The sequence below is a fragment of the Granulicella sp. S156 genome (genome assembly GCF_009766105.1).
Classification (GTDB): Bacteria; Acidobacteriota; Terriglobia; order Terriglobales; family Acidobacteriaceae; genus Granulicella.
In genome coordinates, this window is record NZ_LMUH01000026.1 from 833,489 (window position 1) to 854,813 (window position 21,325).

Here is a 21,325-nt window from a genome sequence, read left to right on the forward strand (position 1 = left end):
CAGCTCTCTTGATCTCCTGCGCAAGCAGCGGGTTCCACATAGCAGCCGTGGAGGACATCACGGCATCCGCGCCGGCCTTGCGGTACTCGTCATAATCGGCAGCATCGCCGACGCCGCCGACACCGGTGATTTCAAACTTCAGTCCTAGCTTCTCGCGAAAAGCTGCAAGACGGCCTGCCATGTTGAGGCCAGCCCACTTGATGGAACTACCGCAGACACCGCTGCGCAGGCGGCCTTCGCCCGGCAGAGCCTGATGGCCAGCTTCATCGACGATCTCCGCGGAGATGGTGTTGATAGAGGCTATGCCATCCACGACATGGCCGATCTCTTTGAGTAGAGTCTCCAGATGGGCGTCATCCGCAAAGTAGGCGAGCTTGATGACGAGTGGAACACTGCCAAGTTCCTGCTTGATCGTTTCGACGACCTGGCGACTGCGAGGAACGTCGAAGCACAGAAGCTCGGAGGTGCCTTCGTTCGGGCAGCTTAGATTGACCTCGACGATCTTTACGCCTGTCTCTTTGAGCAAGCGGGCGCCGAGAGCAAAGTCCGCTAGATACGCGGCGACGCTGCCGCCCTCGGACTTCGTCCCCTGATAACTCGCGACGACGACCTGCCCTTTGCGGGCGTGGACTACAGCCGATGCGAGATCCGGCTGCCAGAAGTCGGGATCGAAGGAGGGAACGCCGAAGGAGTTCGTAATCGACAGAGGTGTGGTGTAGTCGTGGCGAGTAACCAGTCGCGACTTATCGGGAGTTAGATCGCCCTCAACCTCTACAGGGAGGACGTTCGGCCAGGGATGGCTGGGAAACTTATGGGTTCGGACGGTCTTATAGACCGGAATATCGAAGCCTTTATCGAGGGCTGCTTTGACGAAGGTGCCGTTCAATAGAGGACCGGCGGGAATTCCGAAGGGAGTAAAGACCGGGTGCCCTAAGAACTGATACTTCGGCTCGCCAGCTTGATCGTAGGTGGTGGAATCGGCAAAGATTCCGAACGGGCCATGTTCAAAATTGTCCTGGTATGATCTTGCCGGGTCATAGAATGGCTCGGAGAACATGTCGTCAGGGGCTCCCGTCTGGTTAAGAATATCACGGTGAGACGGGACGATCGTTCCACTGCGGAATGCTGCAAAAGCCTTGACGCAACGGGCGCGACGGTTCGCAAAGGAACGCGACGGCATTTGTATTCGGGAAAATGCTTGCCCCGAGTATCCAGCTCTATTTGCTTCGGACTGTTAGAGCTGAAGGCTTCCGACCTTCTGGGCGGAGGCCATCCCTCTACTCTTCTTCGGCGATGGCACCATGCCGCACGTCGGCACCGCGCACCCAGAAGATCACGTCCTCCGCGATGTTGGTCGCGTGATCTCCGACGCGCTCCAGGTTGCGGGAGATGATGAGCGCGTTCAGGGCCTGCGGAGTCATCTCAGGGCGTTGGCCGATGAGCGTGCTCAGGGATTTGAATGCGGCAGAGTTCATCTCGTCGACCTGGTCGTCCAGTGCAAGCACCGACTGTGCCAGATCGGCATCGCCTTCGATAAAGGCCTGTAGCGCCTTGCGCACCATCGCCGACGACAAGGAGGCGAGCTTGGGGATGTCTACCGGGACGTCCACGTTGGCGAACATGCCGAGATCCTGCACGCGCTGGGCGATGTTCACGGCCTGGTCGCCTACGCGCTCCAGATCGGCGTTGATGCGAATGACCGCGATGATGAATCGCAGGTCGACGGCCATCGGCTGTTCCATGGCCAGAAGATCGAGCGCGGCCTGATCGATCTCGCGCTCCATGCGATTGATCGCCGGCTCGGAGCGCAGCACCATCTCGCACAGACCGGTATCGCGGGTGGAGTAGGCCTCGGTGGAGCGTTGAATGGCCTGTTCGACAAGGCCAGCCATCACCAGCAACCGCTCTTTCAGTTCGTCCAGATTTTGTTGAAATTTGATTCTCATCACCCAAACCTCCCCGTAATGTAATCTTCCGTGCGCTTGTCGGAAGGATTGGTGAATATCTTATGCGTCTTGCCGAACTCTACCAGAGTTCCCGTAAGGAAGAAGCCTGTATTCTCGGCTACGCGAGCGGCCTGCTGCATGTTGTGCGTCACGATAACGATCGTGTACTGACTCTTCAGTTCGAAGATCAGGTCTTCAATCTTAGCGGTCGACACGGGGTCGAGCGCACTGGCTGGCTCATCCATGAGCAGAACTTCGGGGTCCACTGCCAACGCGCGCGCGATGCAGAGCCTCTGCTGCTGACCTCCAGAGATGCTGGCGCCGGACTTCTTCTTGAGGTCGTCCTTCACCTCGTCCCACAGCGCCGCGGACTTGAGGCTGCGCTCGACAACTTCATCAAGCACGCGCTTGTTGCGAAAGCCGTTCAGCTTGAGCCCGCTGGCGACGTTGTCGTAGATGGACATCGTGGGAAACGGATTCGGCCGCTGGAAGACCATGCCGATGCGGCGGCGAATCTCCACCGGCGACGCATCTTTGTAGATATCGATGTCGCCGATGCGGACGGTGCCTTCGGCACGCGCGATCGGGTTCGTCTCATGCATGCGGTTCAGGCAGCGGACGAAGGTCGACTTGCCGCAACCTGACGGACCGATAAGCGCGGTCGCGTGGTTGGCGGGGATCTGCAGATTAATATCCTTGAGCGTGTGTGTCTGTCCGTACCACGCATTCAAGTTTTCGACGTGAATGTCGACTCCCACTAGTGCCCTCCTTTGAGCGCGCCACGATTGGCAAAGATTCGCACCAGCGTTACCGAGATCATGATCATGGCAATGAGCACAAGGGCTCCGGCCCAGGCCAGACGATGCCACTCATCGTATGGCGATACCGCGTAGACGAAGATCTGCAGGGGAAGCGCGGCGATGGGTTGATTGAGGTTGAAACTCCAGAACTGATTGCCGAAGGCCGTGAACAGCAGCGGGGCTGTCTCACCCGCGACGCGCGCGAAGGCCAGCATGCAGCCCGTAATGATGCCGGGGGAGGCTGTGCGCAGGCTGACCGAGATGACTGTGCGCCACTTGGGAATACCCAGGCCCAGCGCCGCCTCGCGCACGGCGTGCGGCACGGTGGCCAGCATCTCTTCCGTGGTGCGGGTGATGGTAGGAACCATCATGATCGCCAGCGCGATACCACCGGCGAACGCCGAGAAGTGCTGCTGTTTGGCGACAATCAGCGCGTACGCGGCCATGCCCATCACGATGGAGGGCACGCCGTTCAACACATCGGCGGTGAAGCGGATGATATTGCCGAACAGACGCCCCTGGCCATACTCCGCCAGATATACGCCAGCACCAATACCTACCGGAATGCCCAAAAGACTGGCCAGCCCTAGGATGACGCCGGAACCGACGATCGCATTGGCCATGCCGCCGCCCGGCTGACCAACGGGTGCCGGAACATGCGTGAAGAAGGCGAGGTTGAGCGAGCTGGCACCCTTATAGATGAGGTAGCCGAGGATCGCCACCAGCGGAACCAGCACGACCACCGTGCTGAGGATGGCAAGCGTCGTGACCAGGTGATTCGCAGCGGAGCGCCGCAGGGAGCTCAACCGCTCGCTGGTTGCAGAACGTACCGGAAGAGATCCCATCAGGCCGCCCTCGCCGTATTTCCGCGCGTTACGGCCCAGACCAGCAGCCGGGCGATGCCGTTGACCACAATCGTCACCAGGAACAGTGCCAGGCCGATCTCGATCAATGCGCTGAGGTAGAGGTCGCCGGTAGCCTCGGAGAACTCGTTGGCGATCACGCTGGCCAGCGTAGTCGCCGGCGCGAAGAGGCTCTTGCTGATGTCGGGATGGTTGCCGATGACCATGGTGACCGCCATCGTCTCTCCGAGTGCGCGGCCAAGGCCAAGGATGACGGATCCCACGATGCCGATGCGCGCATTGCGCAGCACGCTCATGCGAATCATCTCCCAGCGAGTCGCGCCCAGGGCAAGAGCGGCTTCGCGCTGATGGATCGGTACCGCCTTCATCACGTCGCGGCTGATCGACGAGATGACCGGAAAGATCATGATGGCGAGGATGACGCTGGCCGTCAGCATGCCGACGCCAAAGTTGGAGCCACCAAAGAAGCCGGTCCAGCCAAGATACTTCTGCAACACTGGCCCGACGTTATCGCGCATGATCGGCACCAGAATGAAGATCGCCCAGAGGCCATAGATCACGCTGGGAATGGCGGCGAGCAGTTCGGTCAGGAAGGCGATGGGCCCGCGCAGCCACAGGGGGCATATCTCCAGCAGAAAGATGGACACGCACAGTGCCAGAGGAACCGCCATGCAAACGGCGAGCAGCGAGGAGACAACCGTGCCCCAGATAAAGGGCAGCGCGCCGAAGTCTCCGGAGTTTGGATCCCAGGAGCTGCTGGTAAAGAACTTCCACCCAAAGGTATGGATCGACAGCTTGGAGTTCACCACCAATACGGAGAGGATGAGCAGCACGATGAGGAAGATGCTCAACGCGCACACGATCATCAACCCCCAGAAGGTACCGTCTGCAACCTTGCCCGAACTCTTGGACTGCAGAAAGCTGCGGACGATGGAAGGTGGCTTAATCGCTTCCACGACAGGTTCCGCAGCCTGGGTACGCTCCGAAAGGACGGTCTGCGGAAGCTGGATGGACCCTGGCTTGTTCATTGGCACACGCTCTGCGTTCTCCCAAGCCACTTTATTAAAACCGTGTGAATAGACTGTGAATTTCAGCCGCATTCATAGTAGCAGTGAGAGCTGGAAAGTGAAGAAAAAGGAGCTTGCGATGCACAGCAAGCTCCTTTTTATCAACTGGTTACTGGATCTGGCTGATGGTCTGGCGTACGCGATCAGCAACCGGCTTCGGGAGCGGAGCATAGGTCATCTGAGAAGCCTCGTCTTCGCCGTGGTCGAGCATCCACTGGAGGAAGTCGTGCAGAACCTTCCCCTTTGCAGGATCGTCGGACTTGACGGGAATCAGCAGCCAGGTAAACGACGAGATGGGGTAGGACTCAGGACCGGCAGCATTCGTGATGGAGACACGATAGTCGGCGGGCATGTTCTTGGAGGCAGCGGCAGCGGCAGCTGTTACGCCACCGGTCGAGGCCTTTATCCACTTGCCGGCAGCGTTGCGAACCAGGCCGTAGGACATATTGTTACCCGCTGCATAGATCAGCTCGACATAGCCGAAGGAGTAGGGACTGTTGCGGATCATGCCCGCGACGCCCTCATTGCCCTTCTGCCCGATACCTACAGGCCAACGCACGGATGCGCCGCGGCCAACCTTCGAAAGGAAATCCGGGCTCACCTTGGAGAGGAAGTCGGTGAAGATGAACGTCGTACCCGATCCCTCCGAGCGATAGACCGGGAGGATCTGGTGGTCGGGGAGGTTGACGCCGGGATTGTCCTTCGCGATACGTGGGTCATGCCAGTTGGTGATCTTGCCCAGATAGATGTCGGCAATGACATCCCCCGAAAACTTGAGGTCGCTACCCACGCCCGGAAGGGTATAGACCGGAACCACTGCTCCGAGCACGGACGGAATGGCGACCAGCTTGATCTTCGACTCGGCAATCTGCTGATCGGTCATTGTGACATCCGAAGCACCGAAGTCGACGATCTTCGACGTTACCTGGCGGATGCCGGCACCCGACCCGACCGACTGATAGTTGATCTTCACACCCGGGTGAGCGTTGCTGTACTCGATGAACCAGCGCGAGTAGATGGGATTGGGGAAGGTAGCTCCCGCGCCAGTAAGATTCTGGGCACCAGCAGTCGCCGCGAGTGCTGCCAGCATAACTACGGGAAAAAGTTTAGCTTTCACAAATGTCTCCTGAAAATCTCTCTACTGCGGACTGCGGCCCTCCCGGATGGGAGGGCCGCCCCTACTTTGGATGCTACCTATCCTACGACTGTAAGCCTACGACCTACGGGATGTAGTAACGCATGCTGACGTGGATCATGTTGTCTTCGGCGCGCGGGCCAGTTGGGCCAGCGGTAGTACCGACACCCGACCACAGATTGCGCTGGAGATAGCTGTAGGTGAGCTGGTACTGAAGACGGCCATACTGCGGGCTATTGATAAGACGATAGGTAAGGCCGATCATGCCTTCCTGGATGTAGCGGGTTGGGGAAGAGCAGCCTGAGGCTGCGATCGAACCAGCCGAACCACCCGTGCTCGCCGGATTCGGCGGAAGAGCATAGCATCCGGTATCGCTCAGGTTGCGGGGGCCGTAACCGATGAGAGCTCCCGTCGACGTGGTGTATACCGTACGCTGCGCATACTCGCCACCGTAGTAGGCATAGAGGTCGAGCTTCGGAGTGGGGTGCGTTTCGATGCTCAACAGGCCGTGATAGTTACGAATCGGCTCCAGCGTTCCGTCGGGACGCAGCGTCGCGTCGGCGAGCTGTGCCGAGCCATAGCGGCCAACACCTTGTCCACCCATCGCCTGTACCGCGACATCGATGAACTTGCTGGGAGATACGCGTGCGCTACCAAAGATGCCACCCGCAGCTACCGTATTGCCTGAGTAATTAGTGGAATAGGTATACGCTACACTCGCCGCTGTCGTCCCTGAAGCCGGTACTGCAGCCTCGGTGAGGATGGGGTAGTAGTAGTCACGCAGGAAACGGCCGATTCCACCGACCTCGAAGTGCGCCTTGGGCAGGTCATACGCAGCCTTGACGATGACGTCGGGAGCGACGTTGTTGGCATACGTGGTGATTCCGCCCGTGCTTGCGGTGTTTCCTGCACCGATGTTCCCGGCAGCGTTGTAGAGTCCACCGTTCTGGCCAGGACCCGCGAAGAAGAAGTTGGCGGGTATCGCGCTTGCAATCGTCGAAGACACTGTGAAGTTGGTGATCTGCGCCTGCTCAACCGACGCTGCCACGGTGAAGGCCCCTTTGGTCACATCGCCGAAGCGCTGCTGGACGCGGAAGCCCGGCTGGCGAGTCCAGCTATAGCCGACCATGTACTGCGGGTCGACCGTGTTCGGCTGTTTCTCAGTGCGGACGTCAGTGCTTCTGCCGTCTTCGGTCACGAGGGACCAGGTCTGGCCACCGGTTACAGCGAAGCCGCCCTGCGTCTCGGCCTTGCCCCAGATCTGGCGCACGCGGAACACATAGCTGTCGCTCTGGTTGTTGTTGGACGAGGTGCCGGTTCCCAGGAAGTCGGACTCGAAGTAACCCGAGAGCCTGTAGTTGCCGGCGTTGGCCTGAAAGAGGCCGCCGAGACGGCTCTGGCGGGCCGAGAAGTTCAGCTCACTCACATGGCCTTCATTCGCGGCGGGGAAAGGAATCGAATTAAAGGGTGTGTTGATGTCTGAGTTCACCGAGTGCTGACGCCACACACCTTCAGCCGCGAAGAAGGCGACGGGAGTGATCGTGACGCCCTTGTAGTGAATGGCCGACGGTGAATCGATCTGCTGCTGGAGGTTCTTCTGAGTCGTGGTGACCGTCTCGGCCAGACCGGCGTTGCTGGTCTTCAGGTCGCTGACCGTGGTCTGCAGAGCGTCAGCCTTGCTCGAGCTCTCGGACGCGGCAGTGGTGGCCTGGGCTGCAGCGGCGGATGCAGCAGCAGCCTGAGACTGAGCCTCAGCAGCCGACTGCTGGGCGGTGGCGGCCTGCTGATCCTTGCCCGCGAGTTGTGACTTCAGGGTTTCAATCTCACTCTGCTGAGCGTGCATCTCTTCGCGCAGTTCGCGCAGCTGTGTTTCCGTTGCGCTCTCGGCCTTCGCTTTCGCTGGGTGCTTGGCCTTCTTGTGCGCCTTGCTGTCATCTGTCGTCTGAGCATGCACAGAGACCGAAGCCAATGTTGCTGCAGCCAGAACGGTGGCCAGTATCCTGAGTCGTGTCATCATTCCTCGTACGGACCAGCTAAGGTGTTCTACTCTCCGGCTGTCATTCGCCCGAGTCCAAACTTTCCTTGCCTGATTTATCCGTTAGGGCGATGCTCGCAACTCAATGTAAACATTCGAAAAACCCAATATTAATGAACGATGAATTCCGTTAAAATTGGGACCTTTTTCCGCTGCAGGTGGCCTCGGAACGGAGATTCCACAGAAGAAAGCGAAGTTAACCGTATATTCAAACAACATTGACCTAGTGCAAAAGGTTGAGGAGCTACAAGGGAGGACACAAGTATCTTCACCTTTTGAGGCTTCCAAGTATGGTTCGTAAAGCTCTGGCTCTTGTCATGTCCGCCACGATTGTTATGAGCGGCTGCAACTCCGCTCTCACCACGGTGCCCCCGCCGACTACAACGACGGTGACGCCCACCACCAGTGCCAAGGTCATCAAGCATGTGGTGGTGATCTTCGATGAGAACATCTCGTTCGACCACTACTTCGGCACCTATCCCAATGCCGCGAACCTGTCGACCGACAGCACCAAGTTCACACCGGCCAGCACGACCCCGACCAACATCTCCAACTACGTCACGAGTCCGGCTCTGTTGACCGCGAACCCCAATCTCAACGCAGCCAATGGGGCAGGGGCCACCAATCCCTTCCGGCTGAGCGCTGCCCAGGCCGGCACAGGCGATCAGGACCACAGCTATGGTCCCGAGCAGTTGGCCTTCGACAACAGCAAGATGGATCTCTTTCCGGCCTCAGTCGGTACACCGGATGGATCGGCCCTGACCGCTGCCACTGGCGGCGCCGCCATCACCGACACCACCGGTCTTACGATGGGCTACTACGACGGCAACACCGTCACCGCGATGTGGAACTACGCGCAGCACTATGCGCTAAACGACCATTCCTTCGGCAGCACCTTCGGCGCATCCACGCAGGGAGCCATCAATCTTGTCTCCGGCCAGACCAACGGCGTCGCCTCTTACACTTCGGGGGCTACTTCCGGCGTCGTGGCTGACGGCCAGGGTGGATACACTCTCGTCAATGACGAAGACCCCACCGGCGATGTTTGCTCTTCCACCAGTGCCAGCGTCCAGATGAACGCTGCAGGCGGCAAGAACATCAACATTGGTGACCTGCTCAACACTGCCGGCGTGACCTGGGGCTTCTTCGAAGGCGGCTTCAATCTCTCTGTCACCAACCCCGGCACTGGCACCAACCCTAGCACCACGGGGTGCAACCGCAGCACAGCCGCTGTCAATATTCCTGGGAACCCGCTCAAGGCCGATTACATTCCTCACCACGAGCCCTTCCAGTACTACGCCAGCACCGCGAATCCTCTGCACCTGCGCCCCACCTCCACCGCTGCCATCGGCACCACGGATCAGGCCAACCATCAGTACGACACGATTGATTTCACAAATGCTCTTGCCGCCGGCAATCTGCCTGCCGTCAGCTTCCTGAAGGCTCCTGGCTATCAGGACGGTCACGCGGGATACTCCGACCCGCTCGACGAACAGACCTGGCTGGTCACCACGATCAACTCCATCGAGGAGTCGTCGTTCTGGTCCAGCACCGCGATCATCATCGCCTATGACGACTCCGACGGCTGGTACGACCATCTGACGGACATCGTGAACGGCTCTGCCACCACCGCCGACGCGCTCAACGGTACCGGCCTCTGCCTCAGCAGCACTACTCTGTCCGGCCCCGACTCCAACGGTAAGCCGGTACAGGGCCGTTGTGGCCATGGTCCCCGTCTGCCTCTGCTGGTCATCTCTCCCTGGGCGAACAAGAACTACATCGACAACACCCCCACCGACCAGGCTTCCATCACCCGCTTCATCGAGGACACCTTCCTTTCGGGCCAGCGTCTTCCTACCGGTTCGTTCGATGCCACCGCCGGGACTCTGAACAGCATGTTCAACTTCCAGAATGGCGCGGTCGTCCCCAACCCCAATGTTGTGAAGCTCGACCCCACTACCGGAGCTGTAACCAGCGGCAACTAAGGCAGCCGTTTACACGTTCGTCATCTCAACGCTCTACCCTAGATCACGTACTCTTGAAACCTCAGGAGTACGTGATCTTTTTTTTCGTACACCGTTCGGAGCCCTATTGCCCCTGACCCGCCGCAGCTTTCTTCAGCAGGCCTCTGCCTTCTCGCTCCTCCCAGCCGCTCTTCCTGCCTCCGCGCAACAGACGATGACGATGATGCACGACCACGGCCCAATGTCTCAGACCGCGTCCGCCAATCCGACGCAGCAGCCGCCTGTGCCTATGCTGCATTCGCTCGAGCTCACGCCTTTTGTGGACCCGCTTCAGTTGCCTGAACGGATTCAACCGGCCCACCACAGCCACAAGCTCCGCATCGCCATGCGCGAGGTTCACGCCAAGGTCCATCGCGATGTGCCAGCGACTCGTTTCTGGAGCTACGGCGACGGCGTTCTTGCACCGGTCATCGAGGCCCGCGCCAACCAGCCCCTTGAGATCGAGTGGGTCAACGAGCTCCCTGCTCACCACTTCCTGCCCATCGACTTCAGCCTCCATGGCTGCGGCAAGGAGCTCCCAGAGGTTCGGGCAGTCGTCCACGTCCACGGTGCACGTGTGCCGACCAAGGACGATGGCTATCCCACGGACTGGTACGCCCCAGGCTCCAGCCGTACCTGCCACTATCCCATGAAGCAGGACTCGGCCACCCTCTGGTATCACGATCACGCGATGGGGCTCAATCGGCTCAACATGTACGCCGGGCTCTTCGGGCTGTTTCTGGTCCGCGATGAAGCGGAAGATAACCTCAACCTGCCCTCCGGCAAGTACGAAGTCCCACTGCTTCTCTACGACCGCGACTTCACTACCGACGGGCAGCTCTTCTATCCCACCTCCGGCGACCCCGAACATCCCTGGGTGCCGGAGTTCTATGCCGACGGCATCCTGGTCAATGGCAAGATCCGTCCTTTCTTCGAGGTCGAACCGCGCCTCTATCGCTTCCGTGTGCTCAACGGCGCGAATAGCCGCTTCTTCAGTCTTTCGCTCTCGCACCAGAAGCCCTTTCACCAGATTGGCTCCGATCAGGGACTGCTTCCCAGCGCCGTGCAACTCACCAGCGTGCTCCTTGCCCCTGCCGAGCGCGCGGATCTGCTCATCGACTTCTCTCAGCTAGCCGGGCAGAACGTCCACCTGGTTAATGGCGCTTTCGAGATTCTGCAGTTCCGCGTTGCCTCCGGCGCCGTTGCTTCTTCTGCTCGCAACGGGAAGAGTTCCATCCCGGCTACGCTGCGGCCCGTCCCGAGAATTCCTGAGTCCGACGCCACCGTCACCCGCACCATCACGCTGAATGAGTATCAGGACAAGATTGGCAACCCGATGGTCATGCTGCTCAACCGCAAGCGCTGGCATGATCCTGTTACCGAGCAACCGCGGCTTAACTCGACGGAGATATGGGAGTTCGTCAACCTGACCGAAGACGTTCATCCCATGCACCTGCATCTCGTCCGGTTTCAGCTTCTGGACCGCCGCACGTTCGATGTCTTTGCCTATCAGATGCGCAAACAACTACGGTTCCTGGCACCCGCCATTCCGCCGGAATCTAACGAACTTGGATGGAAGGATACGATTCAGTGCCCTCCGGGTCTCATCACCCGGATCATCGTCCACTTCGACGGCTACGCAGGCAAGTACCTCTACCACTGCCACATCCTCGAACATGAGTCCAACGACATGATGCGGCCGTTCGAGGTTGTGGCGTAAAAGCTTTGACGCAAAGTTCGCAAAGGAGAAGCGCAAAGTTTCGCGACGATATTCGTGGCGAAACTTTGCTCCCTTAGCAGACTTTGCGTCAAGCCTTTTGTTGTTGCTTGTTCTTTTCCGGTGCGGCTCTAGTTGTGTGAGGCCTTTTCTTCGGCGGGCAATGTGTTCTCGCGCGCTGGAGCCTGAGGGAGTGTGAAACAGAATCGGCTGCCACGGCCGAGCTCGCTCTCTACCCAGATAGAACCGCCATGGAACTCCACCAGGTGTTTTGCGATCGACAGCCCCAATCCTGTGCCGCCTGACTCGCGCGAACGCGCCTTGTCCGCCCGGTAGAAGCGCTCGAAGATGCGGTCACGGTGCTCCGAAGCGATGCCCGTGCCGAAGTCGCGTACGCTGAACTTCACCATCGCCGGAGGCCCGGCTATGCTCTCGGCAGCCATCACCACCAGCGATCCATGCGTACCGCGACCATAGTTCAAGGCGTTCTCAATCAAGTTGCTCAACACCTGCATCATGGCATCCGTATCGGCCATGACCTCGGTGTCGACCATGGCGGCTATCTCCAACCGCGCATCATCTTTCAGCAGACCACTCGCGGCGCCGACCGCCTCCTGTAGCAGAGTCGATACCCGTGTCGGGACAGGATTCATCTTCTGCTCGCCGGAATCGACCTTGGCCATGACCAGCAGATCTTCGGTGAGCCGTCCCATGCGTTGCGCGTTCTTGAGGATCGCGTCGAAGAACTCCCGCGTCTGCGCCGGCATTTCGGCATCCCCATGAGCGTCGTCGATCAGCAGCTCCACGTAGCCCATGATGGAGGTCAGCGGCGTTCGCAACTCATGCGAGACGTTGGCTACAAACTCTTTCTGGGTGCGCTCCATCTGCTCCAGGCGAGTGATATCGCGCAGGACCACGACAGCGCCACCCTCGGCAATGGGCGCTGCACTGACGGCGTAGGTACGGCCCGTGTTGAAGCCCACGGCCTCCCGTTCAGCCACCGTGCGTTCTTCCAGGGCGATGCGTACGCAGGCCAGCACCTCCGGCTCGCGAATTGTCTGAACCAGGGCTTGCCCTATCCGTACCGAACCCGAAGAGGAAGACATGAGCTTCCGCATCGGCTCATTGGTCCAGGAGATTCTTCCGGCCGCATCGACTGCGACGACGAGATCCTGCATGGAGTCGAGCAACACTTCGAGTTTGCGCTGTCCCTCGGCGGTGGTTTCAAACAGGCGCGTCTGCTGAGCAGCTTCCGCGTCCAGTGCCGCAGCCAACTCTTCGAACTCCTCGAAGGGCAGCTCGGCATGCGGTGTTCTGATGTCAGGCTTGAGCGTACGCAGACCACGCTCCACCGCGCGGGAGACCGCCCAGGCCACCCATGAGGCCGCAGCCAGCGCTATGGGCACAAGGATCCACGCACCCCATCGCGGCAGCAGCAGCGCTGCCACCGCCACGACGGCGACAGCCAACGCTGTGCGCAGCCACAGGGACAGCCATAGATTCCGTTTCATGACAGGGGTTCCCATAGGTTTCCGACGGCCCAAATCCAGCGAGGCTACTGTGCCTCGCGGGTTTTGGGAATCTCGAAGCGATACCCTGCTCCGCGCATCGTCTTCAGGTAGCGTGGCGTCTCGGGATCGGCTTCCACCTTCTCGCGAATCCGGCGCACATACACATCCACGCTGCGCGGCGTGACAAACCGCGCATCACCCCACACCGCATCCAGCAATTGGTCTCTGCTGAACACCCGTGCCGGATGCCGCGCGAGATAGTCCAGCAACCGAAACTCGGTGGCCGTGGTCGGGACGAGTTCGCCCTTCACACGCAACTGCATCGCACTGCCGTCGATCTCGATCTCCTCGATCTTAACCACGGAAAGCGGACCAGGCGCTTCGGAAGGCTCAAAGCGGCGGAGCACCGCACGCACACGCGCTATAAGCTCGCGCGTACCGAACGGCTTGGTGATGTAATCGTCGGCACCCAACTCCAGGCCGTGCACGCGATCGTTCTCCGAAGCGCGCGCTGTAAGAAAGATGACCGGCACGCTGCTCAAGGTCGGATGCTGACGCAGACGGCGGCAAAGATCCATACCATCGCCGCCAGGCACCATGATGTCCAACAGAAACAGAGCAGGGCGCGAACGTTCCGCATCCTGCACGATGGAGCCGATGGCAGCGTATGGCTTGGCGATAAAGCCCGCACGCTCCAGTTGATACTGCACCAGTCTGCTAATGTCAGCATCGTCTTCCAAGACGAAGACAGTTTGGCTCACAAATTCTCCTTAACCGCGGTGAAACACACAGCACGGTCGCCGTTGAGTTTACTCTGCCGGGAAACCTTAATTGCTACAGAATGGTAAATCTTGACGAATAGAAGGAGATACGCCCTGGAACTGGCGCTTTTTGTGAATGAGAGATGAAAGATGGATAAAGCAGGTTGGTTGGGCTTTTGATTTTTGAGGGGAACGGACATTTTCTTTTAATGCAGAGGTCGCTGCGGTTTCGCAGAGGCCGCAGTGGACCACCTACACGTGAATCACCCCAGAACTGTCATCTCGACCGGAGCATGATGGTTTTATCGTCATGCGGAGTGGAGAGACCTCAGCATTTTGCTCATGGCGGCAACGCTGCTTCGAGCAAAATGCTGAGGTCTCTCCACTCCGGCGGCAAAAAGCGCCGCCTTCGGTCGAGATGACAGATTTGGGGTAGTACGTCTTTGTGGTGGTACGTCCTTACGAAGGCTTCGATACGTTGTCGCTAAAAGACCTATGCCTGTAGCTGCTTCAAGCGCCGCAGGGCTGCGATCATCGCGTCGATGTCCTCGTAGTTGTTGTAGAGAGCGAGGGATGGCCGGACCGTGGTCTCCTGCCCGAAGCGGCGCAGCGTGGGCTGGGCGCAGTGATGGCCGGAGCGTACGGCGATGCCCTCGCGGTTGAGCGCCGCGCCGACGTCCTCTGTCTTGTAGCCCTCGAGCACGAAGGACAACACGCCAGCCTTCTCCTTCGCGGTGCCGATGATGCAAAGGCCGGGAATCTTCTGCATCTCCTGTGTTGCGTAGACGAGCAGGTCGTGCTCGTGGCGGGCGATGTTCTCCATGCCGATCTGGTCGAGATAGGCGATGGCTGCGCCGAGACCGACCGCATCCGCGATGTTGCCGGTGCCGGCCTCAAAGCGCATGGGCGGGGCGTGATAGAGGGTCTTCTCGAAGGTGACGTCAACGATCATGTTGCCGCCGCCCTGCCAGGGAGGTGTTTCGGCGAGCACGTCCGGCTTGCCGTAGAGCACGCCGATGCCGGTAGGCGCGAAGACCTTGTGGCCGGAGAAGACGTAGAAGTCGCAGTCCAGCGCCTGCACGTCGATACGCAGGTGGGAGACGGCCTGTGCGCCGTCGACCAGGACGCGTGCTCCGTAACGGTGCGCCATCTGGACCATCTGCTGGGCTGGGGTGATGGTGCCGAGTGCGTTCGAGACCTGTGTGAACGAGACGAGTTTGGTGCGCGGGTTGAGCAGCTTCTCGTATTCGTCGAGGAGAATCTGGCCGGTGTCGTCGACGGGAATGACGCGGAGTTTGGCGCCCTTTTCCGCGCAGAGCATCTGCCACGGAACGATGTTGGCGTGGTGCTCGATCCAGCTGATGACGATCTCGTCGTCCTTCTGGATGTGGCGGCGTCCCCAGCTTTGCGCAACGAGGTTGATGGCTTCTGTTGCTCCGCGAACGAAGACTATCTCTTTGGTGGAGGTCGCGTTTAAAAAGGAGGCGACCTTTTGGCGAGCGTCTTCGTAGGCGTCGGTGGCGCGGGCGGCGAGTTCGTGCGCGGCCCTATGGATATTGGAGTTTTCGTGCTCGTAGAAGTAGGAGAGCCGGTCGATGACGGCCTGCGGCTTCTGTGTCGTCGCTGCGTTGTCCAGCCAGATGAGCGGCTTGCCGTTGACCTTTTCGTTCAGGATCGGGAAGTCGCGGCGGATGGAGGTTACGTCGAACTGGCGGCGTACCGACGAGAGATCCGGCGATACGGTAGGCTCGAAGGTCTGGGCTTGTTGGGGAGCGCTCGGCGAAAACGGAGCCGAAGGGACAGGCTGAGAGAGTGCTCCGGCGTGTTCCAGGAAGTAGAGCGGAGAGCCCAGACTTAAAGCGGATTTGGCGAGGTCGTCGTTGGCCAGAGCGGGTAACGACGGGATGTTCGGCAAGGAGGCTTCGAAATTTGGGAAGGCCAGTTCGAAGTCCGGCAAGGGCAGGCTGAAGGGGGATGTGTACCCTGTTGGACTTTGCCGTAAAGCGTCTTGTTTTGGGGTAGAGGCAGGTATGTCGTATGACGATATAGTTGGGCTTACGGAGAGGGCGGAGACTTCCGTTGGCAGGCCGGAGCCGGAGAGGCGAGCGAGGTCGGCTTCGTTGGGAACCTTGTCCAGGGATGGCAGCGCGGGCAGAGACGGCGCGGGGGCGCCGAATTGGGGCAGGTGCGACTCCGACAGCGGCAGGGCCGAGGAGAAGGCGGCGGGAGATTGGAGGTACGTTCCTACATTCTCCGGTCCTGAAGGCTGGTTGGGTAGAGCGCGGAAGAAGGAGTTCGCCATCTGGGTGAGCGTGGCTACGTCCGGCAGGCCGGGGTTTCCCCCAGCCGCTGCCGAAGGGAGCGCTGTCTCAGCCGATGGAAGCTGATCACTTGTACTCATGGTAGTGGCCGACCTCTACGTTTTCGAGCACACCGAGAGCGTCTTCCGTCAGCACCGCGGCCGAGCAGTAGAGCGAGACGAGGTACGAGGCGATGGAGTTGCGGTCGATACCCATGAAGCGCACCGAGAGCCCGGGGGTCTGTTCGCCGGGGAGCCCAGGCTGGAAGAGACCGACGACGCCCTGGCGCTTCTCGCCGGTGCGGAGGAGCAGGATGTTGCTCTTCCCTGCCTCGTCGACGGTGAGCTTGTCCGACGGAATGATCGGAACGCCGCGCCAGGTGAGGAAGGGCGAGCCGAAGATGGTGGCGGTCGGCGGAGGAACGCCGCGGCGGGTGCACTCGCGCCCGAAGGCGGCGATGGAGCGGGGGTGCGCGAGGAAGAACGCAGGCTCTTTCCAGACCTTGGCCAGCAGCTCGTCCAGATCGTCGGGAGTGGGCGCAGTCTTGCGGGGCTTTACGCGGAACTCTGGAGCGATGTTGTGGAGCAGGCCGTAGTCGGCGTTGTTGATGAGCTCGAACTCCTGGCGCTCCTTGACCTTCTCGACAGTCAGGCGAAGCTGCTCGCGGATCTGGTCGTGGGGATGGCTGTAGAGGTCGGAGACGCGGGTGTGGACATCTACGATGGTGGAGATGGCGCTGAGCGTGTACTCGCGCGGCTTTTCGACGTAGTCGACAAAGGTCTCGGGGAGCTTGCGCTCGTCGCGCGAGCCGCAGACGACTTCGATCTCTTTTTCGTTGACCGAGTTGACCCGGTAGGTGCCGGACTCGACTGGAACCCAGGAGAGAAGCTGAACGAGCCAGCGCGGGGTGATGGCCGCGAGTTGAGGTGCGGTCTTTGTCGTGTTGGCTAACTGGCGTGCTGCTGAATCACCAAGGGCTCTGCGGTTTGCTTCGTTTGTGGCCACGGACTTGCTCCTTAAAATTCCTTGCCCGGCCATTATAGGGTCGGCGGAACGGTGGATTGTGGTCGTTGTTGTTGTTTGTTTTTCGTCGTCATCCTTGAGAGAGCGCAGCGAACGAAGGAATGCCGCATTCGTTCGTAATGGCACAGACGCAAAGCGCGCTACAAACATTGGTTGTGTTTGTCTGGCGTCTAGGGTGACATCAATGCGGGGGTCCTTCAGCTACGCTTCAGGATGACGACGAAAAACAAGCAACAACAACAGCAACGGCAAGAACAGAAGCAGATTCCCTCCCGTTCGACTGCGCTCAGGGCGAATGACAAAAAGAAAAGCAAGGGCAATTACAACGGCAGGCAGAGAGGCTGAGTTTGGCCCAAAGAAAAAGCCCGCGCTGCCGGGAGTAGCAGCGCGGGTACGGGGTTCGGCTCCCGGCTCTTAGGGCTGGGCGGCGGGCGAAGAGGAGTGCACCCGTAATCGCTGCGGGCGCACTCCGTGGTTTACGGTTTCTGGGAGGGTGTCTTGGTTCCAGTGGTGAGATTTGCAACCAACGGGGTAACAACAGGAGTGGCAGCCCCAATGAACTCAGTCAGGCTGGAGCTGGCAGTGGCGAAATTTGCGGTCCAGACATTCCCGGAACCATCGACAGCGATACTAGACGGGCCATTCATAGCGCCGCCGGTAAATCCTCCGGGAGGAGACTGGGCCGTCTCTGCGGAGTTGAATTCGCTCAGGACATTGGCACTGATGTCATTGATCCAGACTTTCCCAGCGCCATCGATGGCAACGCTGCGTGGCGAGCTAAGCCCACCGCCGGTGGAGGTGTTGACCAACACACCCGAGGAGTTGAACTCGTTCAGGCTGTTGCCGGTATTGTTGGCGACCCAGGCATTCCCAGAGCTATCGATGGCAAGACCCCATGGAGCACTCAGACCACCGGTGTAACCCGTGCCGGAGAGCACAGCACCTGTAGAGCCGTTGAGCTTGGAGATGGTGGTACCTCCCGACTCGCCGCCGGCGACCCAGACATTCCCACTCGTGTCGACAGCGACGCTCACCGGAGTCGTGACGCCACCGGATGGATAACCAGCCGCCGGAGAGACCGCCACACCCGAGGAGTTGAATTCGCTCACGATGGTAGTGCCGGAGGGTGCGCCGTTGTCCGCGGCCCAGATATTGCCATTGGCATCGATAGCGAGGCCCACCGGGTTAGCGAGACCGCCGCCGGTAAAACCATTCGTGCCGGAGATCGCCGTCCCCGCAGAAGTGAACTCGCTCAGGTTGTTCACCGTCTCGCCTACGTTGCTATTGCCAACCCAGACATTGCCAGAGAGAGCAATGACGACGGACTGCGATACATCAAGACCACCACCGGTGTAGCCAGTGGAGTTGGCAGGAACCCCGAGGTGATTGAACTCACTTAACCTGCCGGTCGACCCACTGGCGTTGTTGGCCACCCAGATATTGCCGGAGGCATCCACAGCCAGCTGTATTGGATTCAGAAGGCCGCCACCGGTGTAGTTGACCGCCAGGGTGAAGCTGGTGGCACTGGAAATAGCAGGCTGAAAGGGGCCAGCGCTGTTAACAGTGCCAAGCAGCGCCGTCACGTTGGCGGTCGGGTTGTGCGCAATATTGATAGCCGCTGTCGCTGTATCCGTGGGTGCCGTGCCACTGCCATTCGGAGTGTCGGAGAAGAGCGTGCTGCATCCGCTGGAGCCGCTAGTCGAGTTGACGCAAACCGCCAGGATATCCGCCAGGGCATTGATCTCTGTACTCGGAACCGTGCCATTGCCATTCAACGGTGCCGCCAGGGCTGTGCCGGCAGACTGGCTGACAAGATTGAAGGCAGTATCGATGGCATTGCTGAGGTTTGTGGTGGCCAGCGCCGTTCCCGAGCTGGCGATGTGCGTGGCATCGGTGGCATACGCCGATAGAGAATAGGCTGCGGCAATCGTGCTGACCTCATCCATAAACACAAAACCTGTAGCGGTCCCCTGAGAGTTCGTGATGCCTGTGCCGCCGGTGCAGTGCCCGACCACGGCGAGCAGTCCGGCTCCCGAGTTATTGCCGCTGGAGGTGCCCCCCGGGCCCACCTCGGGGTCTCCGCCCACAGAGTAAAGATAGACCTGCTGGCCTGCCGTACAGCTGAATCCGCCGTTGAAGCTGAAGTCCCCGTGAGCGTCGGTAGTAGCCGGACCCGCCAGCAGGGTGGAGGCTGTGCCATAACCTCCCGTGCCAACGGCGTACAGATAGACTTGCGCGTTGTCGAGGCCCTGCTGGCCACCATGCACAACGCCAGAGATCTGCTGCATGGAAACCTGGTCGGGAGCGCTGGCGGAACCGCCGAAGTTCGCGGAGCAGCCGCTCAGTAATAGCCCGCCAGCAAGACCGGCGAGGCCGGCCACGAGAGAGAGAGGTGAATATTTGGTCTTCACAGGGTTTTTCCCTTCAGCCGGGACGGTCAAGCCGCGGCGCACACATGTTGCTCAGCAGTGAGTTGAGTTTCGAGAGGTTTAGGTTCCAGGGATTGTGGTACAGCGGTTAGAGAAGGGGCCCGGTGTCCAGATTCAAAAGGAGATAACGATCTTGCAATAAGTGCGACGGCCCTCCCGTGTGCGTTGGGATCCCTGCGGACTGTCGAAGACAGGTCTACAGAGTTAAAGATCTAAGGACGTGTCTGTGTTTGTTGGAAACGGTTCCAGTAAAAAATGCTAATCCAACAAAGATGCATCCCACCAGAGAATCAGCTGCCACTGCGTCTGTAAATTTCAATTAATTTATACGCGCTGTACCTAAAAAGAATGGGTCAAGAATAAACGATCTGCAGGATGAATTTGTAAAGAAAATGCCTAAGAAAAGCTTTTCTTCTTTATTTCCCGAGGATACGGGGTGTCCGAGACGCAACGAAAGCGGGCTTCCGCCCTTGAAACATGCTTTCTGGCGTGGGATATTGCGGCTCCTGAAAGAAAGCCTGTTTCAGGGGCTGAAGCCCGTTCTGGGGTGGGTCTAAATGCACGAACCATGGATCAAGTGGTGAAGGCGATCGAGCGCTGTAAGCGCGGCATATCATGCAGTCGAGATATGCCGCCCCTTCAGGGCTCTACCTTCTCAACCCTGGCAGAGACATAAATGCTTTCGTAGAGGACTCTTTACGTCCGTGGCAATACTCCATGCGGTGTCCTTTGACGCAAAGCGCGCCACAAGCGTTTGCGTCGCGCTCTACGTCTGGGGAGCCTTCCGCTAGTGACGACGAGAAACAAACAACGACAACGGCAAGTGCAACAACAAAAACAAGAGCAACAGCAACGGCAACGGCAACGGTAACAGCAACGGTAACGGCGACGGCAACAACAGAAGCAGATTCCATGCCGGAATGGCCAGCGCCGTTGAGTTGCGGGTCGCCGCCGGTGGAATAGCGATAGACCTGGGTTCCCGGGGTGCTGGCGAATGCAGCGTCGATCTTGACGTTGCCCGACTGGTCGGTGGTGACGTAATAGCTGGTTCCGTCACTGGTGGTGAAAAGGCCGGCAACGAGAGAGAGCGATGGTCTGTCTGTCTTCACAGGTTTTCCCTTCAGCCAGAACGGTCAAGCCCCGGCGCACACATTTATGTTGCTCAGCATTGTGTTGCGGTCAGCGGTTGAGATTTTGAGTGATCGAAATACGGCTAGGGGCCCGGGATCCAGATTCAAATCAGAGAATGTTTACTGGGATAAGTGTGACTACTATCCCGTGTGCGTTGGGATTCCTACGGACTGTCGAAGATAGGTCTACAGAGCTAAAGATCTAAGGACGTGCGTGTGTTCGTTGGAAACGGCTCCAACAAAAACTGTTAATCCACCAGAAGATGTATCCCCACCAGAGAATCAATTGCCACTTGCGTGCGTAAATCTTTATTGATTCAATACGCCGACAATATAAAGAATGCGTCGAGGATAAACGATTTGCAGAAGAATTTGTAAACAAAACAGTTGAGAAAATGTTCTCTTATTTGTTGTTGAGACAGGTACGGAGATCTGAAAAGCAACGAATGCGGGGTCCGCCTTTGAAACATGTTTTCTAGCGTGGGATATTGCGGCTCCGGAAAGAAAGCATGTCCCCAGGGGCTGAAGCCCATTCTGGGGTGGGTCTTAAAATGTCCGGACTAAAGTCCGGACCTATCTCAGAAGCAACAGCAACGGTAATGCAG

The 21,325-nt window shown here is 59.1% G+C and carries 15 protein-coding genes; 2 read left to right on the top strand and 13 right to left on the bottom strand.

The genetic code is table 11. The features are described from left to right. The 7 genes from GSQ91_RS24925 to GSQ91_RS24955 all read right to left on the bottom strand — a co-directional run. The coding region (locus tag GSQ91_RS24925) for a hypothetical protein (RefSeq protein WP_158824601.1) at positions 1–1,057 on the bottom strand (1,057 nt) is incomplete at its 3' end. 220 nt (positions 1,058–1,277) lie between these two features. Continuing rightward, complete coding sequence (gene phoU / locus GSQ91_RS24930) at positions 1,278–1,946, bottom strand: phosphate signaling complex protein PhoU (protein ID WP_158824426.1); 669 nt, start codon at positions 1,944–1,946, stop codon at positions 1,278–1,280. After that, positions 1,946–2,704 (bottom strand): phosphate ABC transporter ATP-binding protein PstB, encoded by a 759-nt coding sequence (pstB, locus tag GSQ91_RS24935; protein WP_158824427.1) that lies wholly within the window; start codon positions 2,702–2,704, stop codon positions 1,946–1,948. Before pstB ends, phoU begins: the two co-directional genes overlap by 1 nt. Beyond that, a complete protein-coding gene (gene pstA, locus GSQ91_RS24940; RefSeq protein WP_158824428.1) occupies positions 2,704–3,591 on the bottom strand; it encodes a phosphate ABC transporter permease PstA in 888 nt (295 codons plus the stop codon). The genes pstB and pstA overlap by 1 nt, the downstream gene beginning before the upstream one ends. Continuing rightward, positions 3,591–4,637, bottom strand: coding sequence for a phosphate ABC transporter permease subunit PstC (gene pstC / locus GSQ91_RS24945; protein ID WP_158824429.1), 1,047 nt, complete (start codon positions 4,635–4,637; stop codon positions 3,591–3,593). The genes pstA and pstC overlap by 1 nt, the downstream gene beginning before the upstream one ends. Positions 4,638–4,785: 148 nt before the next feature. After that, positions 4,786–5,793: a phosphate ABC transporter substrate-binding protein PstS gene (gene pstS / locus GSQ91_RS24950; RefSeq protein WP_254064868.1), complete on the bottom strand. Its 1,008-nt coding sequence runs from the start codon at positions 5,791–5,793 to the stop codon at positions 4,786–4,788. 103 nt (positions 5,794–5,896) lie between these two features. Continuing rightward, entirely contained in the window at positions 5,897–7,828 is a 1,932-nt protein-coding gene (locus tag GSQ91_RS24955; RefSeq protein WP_254064869.1) for a hypothetical protein, read from the bottom strand. Positions 7,829–8,136: 308 nt separating this feature from the next. Here GSQ91_RS24955 and GSQ91_RS24960 point away from each other — a divergent pair, with 308 nt between their 5' ends. Both GSQ91_RS24960 and GSQ91_RS24965 read left to right on the top strand, forming a co-directional pair. Further along, positions 8,137–9,831, top strand: a complete 1,695-nt coding sequence (locus GSQ91_RS24960) for a phospholipase C (protein ID WP_158824430.1) — start codon at positions 8,137–8,139, stop codon at positions 9,829–9,831. A gap of 106 nt (positions 9,832–9,937) precedes the next feature. After that, entirely contained in the window at positions 9,938–11,569 is a 1,632-nt protein-coding gene (locus GSQ91_RS24965; protein WP_158824431.1) for a multicopper oxidase family protein, read from the top strand. A gap of 128 nt (positions 11,570–11,697) precedes the next feature. Here GSQ91_RS24965 and GSQ91_RS24970 read toward each other — a convergent pair whose 3' ends face one another. From GSQ91_RS24970 to GSQ91_RS24995, 6 genes are all read right to left on the bottom strand, one after another. After that, positions 11,698–13,077 carry a cell wall metabolism sensor histidine kinase WalK gene (locus GSQ91_RS24970; protein WP_158824432.1) on the bottom strand — a complete coding sequence of 460 codons (1,380 nt, stop codon included), beginning with the start codon at positions 13,075–13,077 and terminating at the stop codon, positions 11,698–11,700. 44 nt (positions 13,078–13,121) lie between these two features. Continuing rightward, on the bottom strand, positions 13,122–13,838 hold the full coding sequence (locus GSQ91_RS24975) for a winged helix-turn-helix domain-containing protein (protein WP_158824433.1): 717 nt from the start codon (positions 13,836–13,838) through the stop codon (positions 13,122–13,124). Between the two features lie 493 nt (positions 13,839–14,331). Then, positions 14,332–16,239, bottom strand: coding sequence for a family 2A encapsulin nanocompartment cargo protein cysteine desulfurase (locus tag GSQ91_RS24980; RefSeq protein ID WP_158824434.1), 1,908 nt, complete (start codon positions 16,237–16,239; stop codon positions 14,332–14,334). Further along, a complete protein-coding gene (locus tag GSQ91_RS24985; RefSeq protein WP_216845411.1) occupies positions 16,226–17,143 on the bottom strand; it encodes a family 2A encapsulin nanocompartment shell protein in 918 nt (305 codons plus the stop codon). Before GSQ91_RS24985 ends, GSQ91_RS24980 begins: the two co-directional genes overlap by 14 nt. Before the next feature lie 494 nt (positions 17,144–17,637). Continuing rightward, positions 17,638–19,572, bottom strand: a complete 1,935-nt coding sequence (locus GSQ91_RS24990) for an NHL repeat-containing protein (protein ID WP_158824436.1) — start codon at positions 19,570–19,572, stop codon at positions 17,638–17,640. 665 nt (positions 19,573–20,237) lie between these two features. Next, the gene (locus GSQ91_RS24995) at positions 20,238–20,699 is read right to left on the bottom strand and encodes a hypothetical protein (protein ID WP_158824437.1); all 462 of its coding nucleotides are present in this window, start codon (positions 20,697–20,699) and stop codon (positions 20,238–20,240) included. Between the last annotated feature and the right edge of the window lie 626 nt (positions 20,700–21,325).

Bases quoted from the DNA above. Each gene is read 5' to 3' on its own strand.
- pstA (WP_158824428.1), bottom strand. From the start codon at position 3,591: ATGGGATCTCTTCCGGTACGTTCTGCAACCAGCGAGCGGTTGAGCTCC.
- GSQ91_RS24955 (WP_254064869.1), bottom strand. From the start codon at position 7,828: ATGATGACACGACTCAGGATACTGGCCACCGTTCTGGCTGCAGCAACA.
- GSQ91_RS24980 (WP_158824434.1), bottom strand. From the start codon at position 16,239: ATGAGTACAAGTGATCAGCTTCCATCGGCTGAGACAGCGCTCCCTTCG.
- pstC (WP_158824429.1), bottom strand. From the start codon at position 4,637: ATGAACAAGCCAGGGTCCATCCAGCTTCCGCAGACCGTCCTTTCGGAG.
- GSQ91_RS24960 (WP_158824430.1), top strand. From the start codon at position 8,137: ATGGTTCGTAAAGCTCTGGCTCTTGTCATGTCCGCCACGATTGTTATG.
- phoU (WP_158824426.1), bottom strand. From the start codon at position 1,946: ATGAGAATCAAATTTCAACAAAATCTGGACGAACTGAAAGAGCGGTTG.
- GSQ91_RS24970 (WP_158824432.1), bottom strand. From the start codon at position 13,077: ATGAAACGGAATCTATGGCTGTCCCTGTGGCTGCGCACAGCGTTGGCT.